A 16,958-nucleotide genomic window follows, 5' to 3' on the forward strand; every position below is an offset into this window, starting at 1 on the left:
TTTTATTAGCAAGTAATACTCGTAGCAAGTGTTATAAAAAAATTGTGAATAAAAAAGCAACAAACAACAAGTAGTCTAAATAAAGGACACTACAATGAAATTTACTCCATTAAAAACATTGGCTGCAAGCGCTGTTATCTGTGCACTTTCGAGCACAGCTTATGCGGCAACAGCAGCAAAAATTGGTGATACAGAATTTAACTACGGTGGATATATTAAACTCGACTCTATGTGGAGTGATTATTCAGCGGGTGCACCAGCAGGTTCAAATGTAGGACGTGATTTTTACGTTCCAAGCACACTGACTGTTGGTAACGATAGCAACTCTGATGCGGTGTTTGATATGCATGCCCGTGAATCTCGTTTTAATTTTGGTACTGCCACCGTTATGGATAACGGTAAAACGATAAAAACTAAAATTGAAATTGATTTTTTAGCATCAGCTACCGGCGGTAACGAACGCGTTTCAAATTCATATGCTCCACGTATTCGCCATGCCTTTGTAACCTATGACGGCTGGTTATTTGGTCAAACATGGTCAAATTTTCAAAATGTGGGTGCCCTTGCAGAAACGCTTGATTTCGTAGGTCCAGCTGAAGGCACTGTTTTTGTTCGTCAATCTCAAATTAAATACACAACTGGCGCATGGTCTTTTTCATTAGAAAATCCAGAAAGTACAATTTCTACAGCTAGCGGAATGGCTGTTACTGATGATGCATCATTACCAGATTTTACAGCGCGTTATACGCACAAAGCTGACTGGGGTAATATAGTTGTAGCAGCACTTGCACGCCAACTAACTTATAAAGTAGGCGCTGTAGATGCTGATGAAACATCGTTTGGTATAAGCGCATCCGGTAAAATAAATCTAGGCGATGACAACCTTAAATTTATGCTTACTCAAGGTAAAGGCTTAGGCCGATACGTAGGCTTAAACGTAGCGCACGGTGCTGTTCTTAATGGCGATGATCTCGATGCAATAGATTCTACGTCTGGTTTTGTTGCTTATCAGCACAAGTGGAACAGCCAATGGCGTTCAACATTCCTTTATTCGTTCTTTTCAGCAGATAACAACGCAGACTTACTTGCTATTTCTGGCGATCCAACTGAATCAAGCCAAAGCTATAGTGCCAATATTTTATACTCTCCAGTTAAACGCTTAACGTTTGGTGCTGAATTTAAACATGCTGAGCGAGAAACAGAAAGCGGCGTTGATGGCGATTTAGAGCGCCTGCAGTTCTCTGTAAAATACTCTTTTTAATAAATAACCTGAACTCTGGATAATAAATCTATCTCGAGCAGCTATTTTCAGCGCTAGAAAATAAATTTAAATATCAACATGATTCAATACGTTAGTAAATCTCTTAAACAGAGCTCAGGTTAAGTAAAAACAGTTTACTTCCTTTAAGCGGCTTCGGCCGTTTTTTTATGATCATGATTAAAGTTAGAGTTAGCTTTTATATATGACGCTAAAAATTATGGATAAAAACAATAAAATGCAATTGCAAATCAATATCATTTAGATTAAATTACGCACTTCTTTTGAACTAATTGGAAAAACTCATGTCGTCCCCTCAAGTTTTGCGTTTATCTAAACTAAGCTTTGCTACTTCTTTAATTCTATCTGGTTATGCTTTTGCAGATGAAGTGAAAGCAAAAGATGAACCTCTCGAAAAAATTGCAGTCTATGGCCAGCATCATAAAAACTACATCACAGAAGAAGCACAATCGGCTACAAAATTAGGCTTAACAATAAAAGAAACGCCGCAGTCAATCTCAGTTGTTTCACGTGCCCTAATGGACGACTTTTCACTAGACGATATTAATTCTGTATTAGAAAGCACACCAGGTGTAACGGTAGAACAAATAGAAACTGACCGTACTTATTTTAAAGCTCGTGGTTTTGAAATCACCAATTTCCAAGTTGATGGCTTAGGCATTCCGCAAAGTTCAGGCTCTATTCAAGGCAGCCTTGACACATCAATTTATGACCGCGTTGAAATTGTGCGTGGAGCAAACGGTTTAATGACAGGTGCAGGTAATCCTTCAGCGACCGTCAATATGGTGTTAAAAAAACCAACATATACAACGCAAGCTAATGCATCTGCTTCTTATGGTTCGTGGAATAAAAAACGTTTAGATTTAGATGTATCTACACCAATAAATGACGAGCATGCTGTACGTGCGGTATTTACAAAACAAAAAGCTGACTCTTACCTCGATCGTTATGAGACAGATAAAACTATTGTATATTTAGCCTACGAAGGCAAATTAACAGACAGTACATCGCTTAGCGTTAATTACGTGAATCAACAAAAAGATGCCGACAGCCCGCTTTGGGGCGCACTTCCTCTTTATTACACAGATGGCACACCTACTGACTATGACGAATCAACCAGCACTGCTGCCGATTGGTCTTACTGGGATAACAGTGCAGAGCAAGTATATGTAACACTTGAGCAAAACTTATCAGCAACATGGGTGGCTAGAGCACGTTATGCTCATGTTAAAAATGATCAAAAATCGGAATTATTTTTCGTATATGGCACGCCAAACAAAGAAACTGGGCTCGGTTTAACAGGTTATGCCAGCCGCTATGATTATAGTGATAAACACGATTTATTTGATTTATATGCCAGTGGTAAATTTGATTTATTTGGCCAAGAGCACGACCTATCGTTTGGTGTTAGCCAAGCAAAAATGGATTACAAAGACCTGTCGCTTTACGATTACACTACAGGTAATGGCTTTCCAGCAATGCCATCTCTTAAAACATGGGATGGCGTAATGCCAGAGGCAACCCTTGCTGATAGTGAAAATGGGAGTGATATAACTAACGAACAAAAATCAGCTTATATATCTACACGCCTTAAGTTAAGTGAACCGCTGAGCCTACTTGCTGGCGTGCGTTATACTGATTGGGAAACAAAAGGTACAGCTTATAGCGTGTCTCAAACACGCAGTGACTCAGAGTTAATACCATACATAGGTACCGTGTATGACTTCAGTGATACGTTATCTGCATATGCAAGCTACACAGAAACATTTGTACCGCAAAAAGAGCTTGATATAAATGCGAATCAACTTCCGGCTATTACTGGTAAAAGTAGTGAAATAGGTGTTAAAGCGCAGCTTCTTGACGATCAATTGTTTGTAACCTTTGCTTATTTTGATGCAAAACAAGATGGCCTTGCTGTTGCTCTTCCTAATTCCGTACCTGGTGATACACGTTATTATGCAGCCGATGGGATTAACAGTAACGGCTTTGAAGTCGAACTAAGTGGTAAGTTTACAGACGATTTAAGTGCAAGTATTAGCTTCAGTAATTTAAGTATTGATGGTGATGACCTAGTAAAAGACTACACACCAGAAAACCAACTTAAAGTGGCAGCAACTTACCAAGTTCCGTTAGTTGATGGTTTATCGTTTGGCGCAAATTACCGCTGGCAGGATTCAACTAGCCGCGTTCAAGTTAAAGATGCTAACGGTATGGCGGCTGTTACCACAAATCAAGATGCATACGGATTACTTGATTTAATGGCCACTTACGAAATTACTGACAATATAGGTGTAACATTTAATATAAATAACACCACAGGCGAAAAATACTTAAACAGCCTATATTGGGCACAAGGTTACTACGGTGCACCACGTAACTACGGCCTATCTGTAAACTGGCAGTTATAAATATATTTGATTTATTTAAGGCTGTAGATTTTTGCGGTTAAATTAAAAACGACACATTTTTAATGTGTCGTTTTTATTTTTATCCGCTTCGAGTTTTGAACAACAAAAAAGCGCTAATCATTACTGATCAGCGCTTTTTAAAGCTCGGGTCAAATCAAGCTTAAAAACTCATTTAAGACTGTTTAAAGGTCTGGATCATCGCCTAACTTATCTTCACCATCTTCTGGCTCAATAGTTGCTTTTAGTAAAAGCATTTCGCGTAATTTACCTTCAATCTCATCTGCAATTTCTGGGTTTTCTTTCAAGAATTTAATCGAGTTAGATTTACCTTGGCCAACTTTGTTGCCACAGTAACTGTACCAAGCACCTGCTTTTTCAACAATTTTGTGCTTAACACCTAGGTCAATTAACTCACCTTGCTTAGAAATACCCTCACCATACATGATGATAAATTCAGCTTGTTTAAACGGCGGCGCAACTTTGTTTTTAACAATTTTAACGCGCGTTTCGTTACCAACAACTTCATCGCCTTCTTTAACAGAACCAATACGACGAATATCAATACGTACCGAGGCGTAAAACTTAAGTGCATTACCACCCGTTGTTGTTTCAGGGTTACCAAACATAACACCAATTTTCATACGGATTTGGTTAATGAAAATACATAACGTGTTAGAGCGTTTAATGTTACCTGTTAGCTTACGTAATGCTTGTGACATTAAACGTGCTTGCAAGCCCATGTGCGAATCGCCCATGTCGCCTTCAATCTCAGCTTTTGGTGTAAGTGCAGCAACCGAGTCAATAATAACCACGTCTACCGCGCTTGAGCGCACTAACATGTCACAAATTTCTAATGCTTGCTCACCGGTATCTGGTTGCGATACAAAAAGCTCATCAATATTTACACCTAATTTTTGTGCATAAACTGGATCTAGAGCATGCTCAGCATCAATAAAAGCACATGTTTTGCCTTCTTTTTGTGCTTCTGCGATAACTTGTAAAGTAAGCGTTGTTTTACCAGATGATTCAGGGCCATACACTTCAACAATACGTCCCATAGGTAAACCACCTATGCCTAAGGCAATATCAATGCCTAATGATCCTGTAGATACAGATTCAATGTTTAACGCTTTGTTATCACCCAATTTCATGATTGAGCCTTTACCAAATTGACGTTCAATTTGTGATAGTGCAGCGTCCAACGCTTTTTGTTTGTTATCGTTCATTTTGTTCTCCAAATCCAGCTAATGGAACCAAGTATACTGTATGAAATCACAGTATCAAGCTAATTTTTTTATTTTATCTCACTTATTATAGTTTTTAATGAAAATACAATAGCTTGCATACGAACCTGAGCTCTATCACCGGTAAATACTCGTTTAAATGTAAGCGCTTTACCATTAATCTGCAGGCCAAACCACACAAGCCCAACAGGTTTATCTTTGCTAGCTCCACCTGGTCCAGCAATACCCGATATAGCTATCGCAATATCAGCGTTTGCTGCTTTAATTGCACCTAATGCCATTTCTTGTACTGTTTGCTCGCTCACAGCACCGTATTGCGTTAATGTACTACTATTTACATTCAGTAAATCCTGCTTTGCTTGATTACTGTAAGTGACAAATGCACGGTCAATATAAGCAGAGCTTCCTGGCGTATCTGTAAGCGCATAACTTACTCCGCCACCAGTACATGACTCAGCACTAGTGATCCATAAGCATTTATCCGTTAAAATAGCACCTAATTGCGCAGCAAGTGTTTTAATCTCTTGATGTAATTCCATATTCAGCCTTTGGGTAAATACATGTCGTTTGATCTTTATGCACCACACACTATAAAACAACAAACCCCTATGATGCAGCAGTATCTAAAAATAAAATCAGAGCATCGCGATATTTTATTGTTTTATCGTATGGGCGATTTTTACGAACTCTTTTTTGACGACGCTAAACGCGCCGCTCAATTACTCGATATTTCGCAAACCCATCGCGGCAAAGCCGGTGGCGATCCTATCCCTATGGCGGGCGTGCCTTATCATGCAGTAGAGAACTACTTAGCACGCCTAGTTCAAATGGGTGAATCTGTTGCTATTTGCGAACAAGTTGGCGATCCAGCTACCAGTAAAGGCCCCGTTGATCGCAAAGTTGTTCGTATAGTTACACCAGGTACAATTTCTGACGAAGCGCTTTTACAAGAACGACAAGACAATTTGCTTACCAGTGTTTGGCAAAGTAAAAAAGGCCTGTACGGTATTGCCTACTTAGACATTAACTCTGGTCGCTTTAACGTTGTAGAGGTTAATACCGACGAAGCATTTAGCTCAACGGTTCAGCGCCTATCACCAGCAGAATTGCTATATAGCGAAAGCTTTGAAAATTTTCATTTAATTGAGCATATAAAAGGGGCTCGTCGTCGCCCAGAGTGGGAATTCGACTTAGATACGGCCGAGCACTTATTATGCGATCAGTTTGGTACTAAAGATTTAGTAGGATTTGGTGTTGATAAAGCCCACAGCGCACTTGTTGCTGCCGGTTGTTTAATGCAATACGTAAAAGATACGCAGCGTATTGCACTGCCACATATTCGTGCTATTAAACTTGAGCACAACGAACACGCTGTTATTTTAGATGCAGCAACGCGTAAAAACTTAGAACTGACCGTTAATTTATCTGGCGGGTTTGAAAATACACTTGCCCAAGTACTTGATAAAACAGCAACCCCAATGGGCTCCCGTTTACTTAAGCGCCGTATACATACACCTATTCGTAATAAAGATGAGCTAAATTCTCGCTTAAATGCAATTAGCGCTATTTTAGATGCACAATTGTGCGGCGAATTACACGAATCACTAAAAGAGATTGGTGATGTAGAGCGTGTTATTGCGCGCTTAGCTTTATGCACAGCTCGCCCACGCGATTTAACTCGCCTGCGCAGTGCATTACAAGCGCTTGCGCCGCTACATACTTTATTAGCTGACGCTAACGACCCTCGTATAGCGGGTATTATCAAGCACTCGCCTGAACTCCCTGATTTACAAGCATTGTTAGAGCAAGCTGTAATAGAAAATCCGCCTGTACTTATTCGTGATGGTGGCGTTATTGCCTCAGGTTATAACAGTGAACTTGATGAATGGCGCAACTTAAGCAAAGGCGCTACTGATGTTCTTGATCAACTAGAACTGCGTGAACGCGAACGCACGGGTATTAGTACGCTTAAAATTGGTTACAACCGCGTGCATGGTTTCTTTATTGAAGTAAGCCGTGCCAACGCGCACTTAGTACCCGCCGACTACATTCGTCGCCAAACGCTTAAAAATAACGAGCGTTATATAATCCCAGAGCTTAAAGAGCACGAAGATAAAGTGCTTGGCAGCCAATCAAAAGCCTTAGCGCTTGAAAAACAACTATATGAAGAGCTGTTTAGGTTTATTGCTCCACATATTGAACAGTTGCAAATGATGGCCGCCGCACTGGCTGATTTAGACGTATTAAATAATTTAGCTGAGCGTGCATTTGCACTCAATTATGCAAAACCAGAACTGTGCGATAACGACAATATAAGCATTAAGCAAGGTCGTCACCCTGTTGTTGAACAAGTAATGAAAGAACCGTTTATTGCTAACCCTGTTGAATTAAACAGCCAACGTAAAATGTTGATTATTACGGGTCCAAACATGGGCGGTAAATCAACTTATATGCGCCAAACAGCACTTATTGTACTAATGGCTCACATTGGCAGTTATGTACCTGCAGACAGCGCTAAAATTGGCAATATCGATCGCATATTTACACGTATTGGTGCTAGCGATGATTTAGCCTCTGGGCGCTCAACCTTCATGGTAGAAATGACCGAAACAGCCACTATTTTAAATAACGCCACGGCGCAGTCTTTGGTATTAATGGATGAAATTGGTCGCGGGACAAGTACCTATGATGGGCTTTCGCTTGCGTATGCAACAGCCGATCATCTAGCATCAAAAATATCTGCAAAAACATTATTTGCAACACACTACTTTGAACTAACAGAACTTGCAGAGCAAACCACGGGCCTTGTAAACGTGCACCTTGATGCCATAGAGCATAACGATACAATTGCCTTTATGCACACCGTACTTGATGGCGCAGCAAGTAAAAGTTTTGGCTTACAAGTAGCAGCTCTCGCAGGGGTGCCAAAAGCAGTCATTGCGCAAGCAAAACAAAAACTTAAATTACTTGAAAACCATCAAAGCGTAACGGCGCAAAATACAGAGCAACAAGCATTTACTTTTAACAACGAGGCCGTACAAAGTACGCCTTCTGAAATAGAAGAGCAGTTAAGTGCTATCGAACCTGACAATTTAACGCCACGCCAAGCGCACGATTTATTATATAAACTAAAAGCATTGCTTTAAATTTACTTTGTATAAAACATAAAAAAGCCGAAGAATAAATCCTTCGGCTTTTTAACACACATAATCTTTTCTAGTTTGTACCGCTTTTATAGTTACGAGAATTGATTAAACAAACTATCTGTACTTAACCCTTCTTGTTGCAAAATGTCTTTTAAACGACGCAATGCCTCAACTTGTATTTGTCTTACTCGTTCACGCGTTAAACCAATTTCGCGACCTACATCTTCAAGTGTCGAAGGTTCATAACCAAGTAATCCAAATCGACGCGCTAATACTTCACGCTGTTTTGGGTTTAGCTCCCCTAACCAATCAATAATATGTTTATTAATATCGTTATTTTGTACTTCGCCTTCAGGACCAAAACTTTTTTCATCCGGAATAATATCAAGTAGCACACTGTCGTTTTCACCGCCAATAGGCATATCAACAGAGGCTATTTTTTCATTTAAACGTAGCATTTTAGTCACGTCCTCAACAGGTCGGTCTAAGCTCTCTGCGATTTCTTCGGCGGTTGGTTCATGATCAAGTTTTTGCGTTAATTCTCGTGCCGTACGTAAATATACGTTAAGTTCTTTAACCACATGAATAGGTAAGCGAATGGTACGTGTTTGGTTCATGATGGCACGTTCAATTGTTTGACGTATCCACCACGTAGCGTAAGTAGAAAATCTAAAACCACGCTCTGGATCAAACTTTTCAACAGCGCGAATTAAACCTAAATTCCCTTCTTCAATTAAATCGAGTAAGGCAAGGCCACGGTTATTATAACGGCGTGCAATTTTAACAACTAAACGCAGGTTACTTTCAATCATGCGTTTACGTGAGGCTTCACAGCCTTTTAAAGATTTACGGGCAAAGAATACTTCTTCTTCTGCGCTTAATAGTGGAGAGAAACCAATTTCGCCTAAATAAAGTTGTGTGGCATCTAAATTTTTAGTGACTTCTTCTTTGGCAAAAATATCTTCTTCGTCTACCTTTTCAAGTAGTGATGTTGTTTCTTCAACGGCGGTGTCATCAAACTTTTCGTCATTCGTATTGTTTGTGTCAAGTTTTGCAGTGTTAGCCATAAGCCTTCTCCAGAGCAATTATCAATACCTAAAAATTAGGGAAGGTATTTAGCAGGATTGACAGCTTGCCCTCGGTAGCGAATTTCAAAGCGAAGTGCGGTGACCGGAGATTCTGAATTACCAATTTCTGCTATTTTTTGACCTGCCTTAATTTTCTGCTTTTCTTTAACAAGTAATTTTGAGTTATGTGCATAAGCGCTTAGATAATCATCATTATGTTTCAATATGATTAAACTACCATAACCTCTAAGAGCGTTACCCGCGTACACCACCGTTCCTTGTGCCGCAGCTAAAACTGAAGCCCCTTTTTTATTAGCAATCTGCAAGCCTTTGTAGCCGTTTTCCTTATTAGAAAAGCGTTTCGTAATTTTACCCTTCGCTGGCCAAAACCACTGCACTTTACCGTTCGACAAATACTTATTATTGCTAACTTTGTTACTGGCTTGTTTCTGAACATACTCTCGTTGTTTTGGGCGATCAAGCTCTTTTTTTAATTTATTGTTATTTTTTTGTGCTTTTTTTGTAGACTTTTTAGTTGAATACGTATATTTTTTACGCTTTTTCTTTTCTGCTGGTGCCGGTTTCAGCGATATTCTTTGCCCAGGAAAAATGATGTAAGGTGATGATATTGAATTGCTTTTCGCTATTTCTCTAATATCTTTTCCAGCACTAAAAGCAATAGAATATAAAGTGTCTCCTTTTTGCACTTTATAATAATCACCAGCAATGTTAATTTTATGGTTATGTTTATTAACATTATTATTTAGACTGCTAACGGGTGCGGGAACATGACGAGATGAGCAGCCAAAGAGCAAAATACTAATAAATAAAGCAACATAACATTTAATTTGTTTATTCATCGTATTAAGCTCCTTGTGTTAAAAAAGTTATTTTATAAAGCTTAGCGCAATAAAAAGTACGCTATAGCGATTAATGCAACTAATCCCCAGCCAAGTATCTCTACATATTGACGTAATTTTTGCTCCATTTTAACTCCGCCCCATTTCATTAAAGCTGAAACTAAAAAGAATCGCGCACCGCGCCCTACTGCTGATGCGATTAAAAAAGGCAAAAATGCCATTTGTAAAACGCCAGCGCCAATAGTGAAAACCTTATAAGGAATAGGTGAAAAACCGGCTAAAAATACAACCCACACTCCGTAGTCTTTAAACCAATTTAGCGCAATATCAAATTTTTCTTGCCAGTGCATATGTGCAATAAGTGGCTCAACAACGGGTTCAAATAACCAAAAACCAAGCAAATAACCAACTATACCGCCAACAACTGAGGCGATAGTGGCAAAGCTTGCAAAACGCCATGCTTTTTTAGGTTGCGCAAGCGACATAGGCGCTAGCATTACATCGGGTGGAATCGGGAAAAAAACAGACTCAGCAAAGCTCATTGCAGCCAAATAACGCTCGGCATGGCGATGCTTTGCCCATACAAGGGCCATATCGTATAACTTAGTAAACAACTTCAAAATAAATTCCTATTCAATATCGCCTGGCACTAACGGCACAAATCTAACGGGAGCAATCACATGCTCTGTAAAGCTATCGCCTTTGCGAATAACCATTATTAATTTTTGATCGCTCTCACCAATGGGCGCTAATAACACGCCTCCATCGGCTAACTGAGCGAGTAAATCCTGTGGAACTTTAGATGCTGCAGCTGTCACTATAATGCCATCAAAAGGCGCTTGTGATTGCCAGCCTTGCCACCCATCACCATGTTTCATCGTGACATTATATAGGTCGAGCTGCTGTAAACGCCTTTTAGCTTGCCATTGCAGCGCCTTTATACGCTCAACTGAATATACCTTTGTAAAGGTTTTAGCTAATATCGCCGTTTGATATCCAGAGCCGGTACCAATTTCCAGTATCTTATTACAAGCACCCGCAAGGCGAAGTAATTCAGTCATACGCGCTACAATATAAGGCTGAGAAATAGTCTGCCCTTGTCCAATGGGCAGTGCAGTATTCTCATACGCTTTATGTTTTAAAACGTCATCAATAAAAATATGGCGCGGAATTTGGGCAATCGCATTGAGTACTTGCGCATCTTCAACACCTTCACGCTTAAGTAAATCAGATAACGCTTGAGCACTGCGCGTGTAATTAGCGAGCACGATTAATCTCCAAATCAGCCAACCAGTCTCCTACCGCTTTTAAGCTCTCTTTAGCCGTCATATCAACACTTAGTGGTGTCACCGATGCATAACCATTATTAATTGCATAAAAGTCGGTACCCTCTCCGGCATCGCTTTCTGTGCCAAGCGATCCGTACCAAAAAATATCACGACCCCAGGGATCGGTTTGTTTGGTCATCGTTTCGGCTTTATGGCGCGCACCGAGGCGTGTTACTTGCACCCCTTTTAATTCACTTAATGGAATATCTGGCACGTTAATATTTATAATTTGATCTTTAGGCAGCGGATGCGAGGCCAAGCCTTTAATAATATTAACGGTAACCGCAGCGGCTGTTTCAAAGTGTTCACCATTGTGTGAGCAAAGTGATACCGCGATGGCTGGTAAGCCCAAATGACGTCCTTCTGTTGCAGCTGCAACGGTGCCAGAGTACAGCGTGTCGTCACCTAAGTTGGCACCATGGTTAATACCCGCAACAACTAAATCTGGTTTTTCATCAACCAACTGATTTACACCTAAATGTACACAATCAGTAGGGGTACCATTAACCGACATAAACCCGTTTTCGAGCTTAGTTGCTCGTAGCGGGTTCATTAGTGTTAAAGAATTACTTGCGCCACTACAATTGCGATCTGGCGCAACAAGCGTTACATCTGCAATTTGAGTGAGCGCTTGATATAAAACCGCAATACCTTTGGCATTTACGCCATCATCGTTACTTAACAGTATCTTCATTTATGTCATTATCCTTTTCTTTACGCTCTCGCGGGCTTGCATCTTTATAATCCACCAGCTCACGTAATAATGCGGTTGCAAAACACCCTTTTGGTAAACCAAAGCTTAGTTTTAAAGTGGTTTCGTCTAATGTTTCTACCGCTAAGTCTTGTGGGATTAAGCGCAGCATTCTGCGCTCATTTTTAAGGCCTAGCTCACCTAAACCATCACACCATGTTTGGAAAGGTTCAAGCCATATTTTTTCTTGTTCAGTTAGGCCTTTTTCGCTTTTACCGACCATGGGTGCCGACATCACAATATCGCCAGTGGCTAATCGTTCAATGTTTTCATCGTTAATTGCATCTTCAAAAAATGCATTACTGCCGCTAAGCATAAATACTTCTCGGTGCATTGTTTTAGCTAAACCATGCTCTTTAACACGCAAACTCACTAATTGATTAAATACATGCGACCGCGCTGCTGAAATAATAATACCGCGCAGTTTTTTATCGCGAATTCGCTCACCAGCAAACATTTTTTCTGCCATTACTAAGTTATGACCGCCATGCCCAAAACGCTGCTCGCCAAAGTAATTTGGCACACCTGCGCGCACTGCGTTAATGCGGCATAAAATATCAAGAGGCTTGGTTACATTACGAAGCGTAATAGTAAATTTATTACCTTTGTGGCAACCCGTGCGCAATTTACGATCGTGGCGCTGTTGCGACACAATAAAAATACTTTCGCTATTTAAATCGCTAAAATCGATAGGCTTTTTAATCGGTACTTTTACACTAAACCACTGTGAGCACACACCGTGGCGATCTTTCATGCCTGCGTAACTCACGTCTCGCGGTGAAACACCCGCACGCTGTGCAATTAACTTTGCAACATATTGCGTGTTTTCGCCTTTTTTAACTACTTGTAAACACACGTGTTCGCCACTTCCGGTAAATTCTATACCTAGGTCTTCATCCACCATAAAGTCTTCAGCAGTGGTTTTAAAGTCAGCTTTAGAAAGCGGCGCACCGTATAAATAATTTAAATCGCTCATGCGGATTTTGTACTCATTGATTCTTTGCTCATAATTACCACTGCATGGCTCGAAATACCTTCCCTGCGCCCTTCAAAGCCAAGCTTTTCTGTGGTTGTAGCCTTAACATTAATTTGGCAAAGGTCGCAATTTAAGTCACTGGCTAGATTAGCGCGCATAGCTTGTATGTGCGGCAGCATCTTTGGCGCTTGTGCAACAATAGTCACATCACCATTGCCAAGTACATAACCTTGCTGTTTTGCTAAGTTCACCACATGACGAAGTAAAATACGGCTGTCGATATTTTCATATTCGCTTGCCGTATCGGGAAAGTGCTTGCCAATATCGCCCATCGCAAGCGAGCCTAAAATAGCATCGCATAGTGCATGAATAGCAACATCACCATCTGAGTGCGCTAAAAAGCCCTGTGGGTAATCAATTTTTTCACCACAAATAGTTAACGGGCCTTCACCGCCAAATTTATGTACGTCAAAACCATGGCCAATTCGTATCATAATGCACTCTCGTTTTGTTGTTTGTGTAGTAAAAACCCAGCCAAGTCTAAGTCCTCTGGCGTGGTTATTTTAATATTATCGCTACGCCCTATTACAAGCCTTACCGGTTTACCGGCCCATTCAATTGCACTGGCTTCATCGGTAATAGTTGCCCCACTTGCTAATGCGTTTTGAAGTGCATTTTTAAGCTCGTCATATTTAAAAAACTGCGGGGTAAGTGCTTGCCATAAATCATCTCGTGGTACGGTTTGCAAAACATGAGTATCGCCACGTTTTATGGTGTCTTTTACTTTGCTAGCTAAAATGCCACCTTCATTAGCGCTTATGCATTCATCAATTAAACGTTCTATATCACTAATATTAACTAGCGGACGGGCAGCGTCGTGCACCAAAACCCATGTAGGTGGGTTAGGCGCTAAAAAAAGTAAGCTATTGAACACTGAGTCGGCTCGCTCTTTCCCACCACTGGCACGAACAATGCGATTATCAACAAGTGGGAGTTCATCAAAATAGGGGTCACTGTCGCTCAGGGCAATAACAATAGTGCTTAATTGAGGTAATTGAGAAAGTTTAGCTAAGGTGTGCTCTAAAATAGTTTTGCCCGCTAAGTGTATATATTGCTTAGGCGCATTATGCTGCATTCTACTGCCAACACCCGCAGCAGGTACAATTGCTGCAATAGTCTGTTTATTTGTCATATTGTTTGCCCGGTAAAACACGAATAAATGTTTCGTCCGGTTTAATCATTCCTAATTCGTTACGTGCACGCTCTTCAATACCTTCTTGGCCGAGCTTTAAATCTTCTATATCAGCGGTAAGTACTTTATTACGCTTGATAAGCTTTTCGTTGCTTTGTTGGTGCGACGCTACGGCACTTTTTAGTCGTGTGTAGTCTTGTACGCCATTATGCCCAAACCAAAGTCTATATTGTACAAACAGTGCTAAGCACAGTAAGCCAACTTGAAAAATACGCATTTAACACTCCTTATTTTAAAACCCTAAAAACCTCGCTTTATTTAAGCTAGGGGGCGCTTTAAATTACGCCAATTAATACTACCCGCTAAAAGCATTTCGCGTAGTGATAAAACGCGAGGCAAACAGCGTTTCGAAAACTGCCATTGATGCCCACAACATGCAGCGGTTAAGCTCACCTTACTTGGCTTTAATAGTTGCGCACTTTGCTGTTCGAGCCCATTACCTAAAAAATCAAACCAGCCAAGCTCATTGCAATGCAGTTTATTGTCACCTAACTGATCAATACTGTCTATTCTAAGACGCACCTGCTCAAAGTCATGTAACACAACGGGCACTATAAGCCCCACTTTGGCATGTGTTTGATAAAAAAGTTCATTAGCTTGAGCATTCACATCGGGCGGTGTTGGTTTTTGCTTTTCAAGCCAAGAGCCATTTTGTGAGTCCAGCGTAAAAGGAGAATCTCCATTGGCAACTAACGTCGCTGCTCGCTCAATATAATAAGGTAGGCTTTTTAACTGGCGACGCAGTTTATCAGCATTGGGCTCTGCAACTAAACGCTGAACCTCACGCTGATAAAACGCATTGCACAATTGCGCATACAACACCTTTTGTGCATCAGTTTGCCAAATTTCAACTTGTTGCTGAGCACCAAGTGACTGATTTTTCGCGACCAAAAGCTGTACTCAAAACAAATAGATAAGTGTTTTATAGCACAGTACTGAATGCTTTTTAAGCATTACATACTAATTTAAGCGCTTGGCTTTTCACCTAATTTAGCTTTACCTGATTCTAAAAATTGCACAACCGTATTGCGTTTTTTACCAATTAACAAACTGCCATCGGCTAAAAACATAAAGTTTTGCCAATTGCGTTTAAATACATCAAAGGTTGTTTCGATAATATTATCGCGCGCCATACAAAAATAAACCGTGGTATTAGCTTCCCAATCTAAAAAAGTTAAAATACTCTCTGGTGGAAGTGCATCGCCATTTTCCCATGCATCTTGCCAATCTACTTCTTGGCTAAAGCTCTTTTCTTGACCACACCAGTCGGTGTCCTCAAAAAAGTCAGGATGATCAAACTCACGGCTCACCATCGTTGTCCAAAGTACAGCCGCGCGCTCGTCGCTCATAGGTTTAATTTTTGCTGCGTCATCATCAGATACAGGTAAGTCTTTATGGCGAAAAACCCACGCCTTTTTGTAATCATCTAAAGAAATATAGTTCATAGTGTTGGCAAATTAGTTAGCATTAAAAGTGCAAAGCCAAATTATACAAGAGATCAAAACATGACTACAGCAATAAAACCACTTTCCCTCAAACCAGGCATATACCAACACTATAAAGGTCCACAGTACAAAGTTTTATACCAAGCCACTCATAGCGAAACGCAAGAGCAACTTGTAATTTACCAAGCACTCTATGGTGAATTTGGCATATGGGCGCGCCCATTGAGTATGTTTAACGAAACAATCGAAAAAGACGGTAAAACCATACCGCGTTTTGCATACCTTGGACCTGCCGTTTAACTATGGCATTATAACAAAATAACTTACTGCTCAGACCAGACAAGGGTACACCGTGCAATTTAATTCAACTGACAATTACATAGCGAGTAGCGCGCTTAAACAAGCTGTAAATGCTGCCATTATGCTCGAAAAACCACTTTTAATTAAAGGCGAACCCGGCACAGGTAAAACCATGCTGGCCGAAGAGTTAGCTAAAAGCTTAGATACCGAGCTTATTCAATGGCACATAAAGTCGACCACTAAAGCGCAGCAAGGCTTATACGAGTACGATGCAGTGTCGCGTCTGCGCGATAGCCAATTAGGTGACGAGCGCGTACATAATATTGGTAACTACATCGTTAAAGGTAAGCTTTGGCAAGCATTTACGTATGCAGAGCTTAACGGTAAACGCCCTGTATTATTAATTGATGAAATAGACAAAGCCGACATAGAGTTCCCAAACGACTTACTACTTGAGCTTGATAAAATGGAGTTTCATGTTTACGAAACTAATGAGCGCATTGTCGCAAAAGAGCGCCCTATTGTGATCATCACATCAAATAATGAAAAAGAATTGCCGGACGCCTTTTTACGCCGCTGCTTTTTTCATTACATTGATTTTCCTAGCAGCGATGAAATGCAGCAAATTATTGACGTACACTACCCTAACGTTAAACAAGATTTAGTACGCCAAGCACTCGAAGTGTTTTTTAACCTGCGTGAAGCTAACGGCCTTAAAAAGAAACCTTCCACTAGCGAATTACTCGACTGGCTTAAACTGCTAATGGCAGAAGACATAGACGCTAAAACACTGCACGATAAAGCAAAAAAAGGTGGTTTAATGCCGATGTTTGGCGCATTACTTAAAAATGAGCAAGACATAAGCCTAATCGAAAAACTCGCGTTTATGAGCCGTCGCTAAC

Annotated in this window: 18 protein-coding genes; 5 read left to right on the top strand and 13 right to left on the bottom strand. The window is 40.5% G+C overall.

The window, feature by feature from the left end:
* Positions 1-94: 94 nt before the first annotated feature.
* Both PALI_RS12940 and PALI_RS12945 read left to right on the top strand, forming a co-directional pair.
* Positions 95-1,261 (top strand): DcaP family trimeric outer membrane transporter, encoded by a 1,167-nt coding sequence (locus PALI_RS12940; protein WP_138586726.1) that lies wholly within the window; start codon positions 95-97, stop codon positions 1,259-1,261.
* A gap of 302 nt (positions 1,262-1,563) precedes the next feature.
* Positions 1,564-3,687: a TonB-dependent siderophore receptor gene (locus PALI_RS12945; RefSeq protein ID WP_193156104.1), complete on the top strand. Its 2,124-nt coding sequence runs from the start codon at positions 1,564-1,566 to the stop codon at positions 3,685-3,687.
* Positions 3,688-3,869: 182 nt separating this feature from the next.
* Here PALI_RS12945 and recA read toward each other — a convergent pair whose 3' ends face one another.
* Together recA and pncC are read right to left on the bottom strand one after the other, a co-directional pair.
* Positions 3,870-4,913 carry a recombinase RecA gene (gene recA / locus PALI_RS12950; RefSeq protein WP_008170234.1) on the bottom strand — a complete coding sequence of 348 codons (1,044 nt, stop codon included), beginning with the start codon at positions 4,911-4,913 and terminating at the stop codon, positions 3,870-3,872.
* A 68-nt stretch (positions 4,914-4,981) separates the two neighbouring features.
* Positions 4,982-5,470 (bottom strand): nicotinamide-nucleotide amidase, encoded by a 489-nt coding sequence (gene pncC / locus PALI_RS12955; protein WP_193156105.1) that lies wholly within the window; start codon positions 5,468-5,470, stop codon positions 4,982-4,984.
* 21 nt (positions 5,471-5,491) lie between these two features.
* Here pncC and mutS point away from each other — a divergent pair, with 21 nt between their 5' ends.
* Positions 5,492-8,077 (top strand): DNA mismatch repair protein MutS, encoded by a 2,586-nt coding sequence (gene mutS, locus PALI_RS12960; protein ID WP_193156106.1) that lies wholly within the window; start codon positions 5,492-5,494, stop codon positions 8,075-8,077.
* Positions 8,078-8,169: 92 nt separating this feature from the next.
* On the opposite strand, the gene rpoS is transcribed toward mutS, so the two are convergent.
* The 11 genes from rpoS to PALI_RS13015 form a co-directional block, all read right to left on the bottom strand.
* Positions 8,170-9,144, bottom strand: a complete 975-nt coding sequence (gene rpoS, locus PALI_RS12965; protein ID WP_138585339.1) for an RNA polymerase sigma factor RpoS — start codon at positions 9,142-9,144, stop codon at positions 8,170-8,172.
* A gap of 35 nt (positions 9,145-9,179) precedes the next feature.
* Complete coding sequence (locus PALI_RS12970) at positions 9,180-10,004, bottom strand: peptidoglycan DD-metalloendopeptidase family protein (RefSeq protein WP_193156107.1); 825 nt, start codon at positions 10,002-10,004, stop codon at positions 9,180-9,182.
* 41 nt (positions 10,005-10,045) lie between these two features.
* Entirely contained in the window at positions 10,046-10,624 is a 579-nt protein-coding gene (locus tag PALI_RS12975; RefSeq protein ID WP_138585337.1) for a YqaA family protein, read from the bottom strand.
* A gap of 9 nt (positions 10,625-10,633) precedes the next feature.
* A complete protein-coding gene (locus PALI_RS12980) occupies positions 10,634-11,272 on the bottom strand; it encodes a protein-L-isoaspartate(D-aspartate) O-methyltransferase (protein WP_138585336.1) in 639 nt (212 codons plus the stop codon).
* Positions 11,262-12,026, bottom strand: a complete 765-nt coding sequence (gene surE / locus PALI_RS12985) for a 5'/3'-nucleotidase SurE (RefSeq protein WP_138585335.1) — start codon at positions 12,024-12,026, stop codon at positions 11,262-11,264. The genes PALI_RS12980 and surE overlap by 11 nt, the downstream gene beginning before the upstream one ends.
* Positions 12,007-13,059, bottom strand: coding sequence for a tRNA pseudouridine(13) synthase TruD (gene truD / locus PALI_RS12990; RefSeq protein WP_193156108.1), 1,053 nt, complete (start codon positions 13,057-13,059; stop codon positions 12,007-12,009). Before truD ends, surE begins: the two co-directional genes overlap by 20 nt.
* Positions 13,056-13,553, bottom strand: coding sequence for a 2-C-methyl-D-erythritol 2,4-cyclodiphosphate synthase (gene ispF / locus PALI_RS12995; RefSeq protein WP_193156109.1), 498 nt, complete (start codon positions 13,551-13,553; stop codon positions 13,056-13,058). Before ispF ends, truD begins: the two co-directional genes overlap by 4 nt.
* Positions 13,550-14,251, bottom strand: coding sequence for a 2-C-methyl-D-erythritol 4-phosphate cytidylyltransferase (gene ispD / locus PALI_RS13000; RefSeq protein WP_193156110.1), 702 nt, complete (start codon positions 14,249-14,251; stop codon positions 13,550-13,552). The genes ispF and ispD overlap by 4 nt, the downstream gene beginning before the upstream one ends.
* Positions 14,241-14,528 carry a cell division protein FtsB gene (gene ftsB / locus PALI_RS13005; RefSeq protein WP_077537124.1) on the bottom strand — a complete coding sequence of 96 codons (288 nt, stop codon included), beginning with the start codon at positions 14,526-14,528 and terminating at the stop codon, positions 14,241-14,243. The genes ispD and ftsB overlap by 11 nt, the downstream gene beginning before the upstream one ends.
* A gap of 41 nt (positions 14,529-14,569) precedes the next feature.
* Entirely contained in the window at positions 14,570-15,202 is a 633-nt protein-coding gene (locus tag PALI_RS13010; RefSeq protein ID WP_193156111.1) for a hypothetical protein, read from the bottom strand.
* 74 nt (positions 15,203-15,276) lie between these two features.
* A complete protein-coding gene (locus PALI_RS13015) occupies positions 15,277-15,756 on the bottom strand; it encodes a DUF2947 domain-containing protein (protein ID WP_077537122.1) in 480 nt (159 codons plus the stop codon).
* A 60-nt stretch (positions 15,757-15,816) separates the two neighbouring features.
* Here PALI_RS13015 and PALI_RS13020 point away from each other — a divergent pair, with 60 nt between their 5' ends.
* Positions 15,817-16,056, top strand: a complete 240-nt coding sequence (locus PALI_RS13020; protein WP_077537121.1) for a DUF1653 domain-containing protein — start codon at positions 15,817-15,819, stop codon at positions 16,054-16,056.
* Positions 16,057-16,108: 52 nt separating this feature from the next.
* Positions 16,109-16,957, top strand: coding sequence for an AAA family ATPase (locus tag PALI_RS13025; RefSeq protein ID WP_138585328.1), 849 nt, complete (start codon positions 16,109-16,111; stop codon positions 16,955-16,957).
* Position 16,958: the final 1 nt, after the last annotated feature.

The organism is Pseudoalteromonas aliena SW19 (assembly GCF_014905615.1).
GTDB lineage: Bacteria > Pseudomonadota > Gammaproteobacteria > Enterobacterales > Alteromonadaceae > Pseudoalteromonas > Pseudoalteromonas aliena.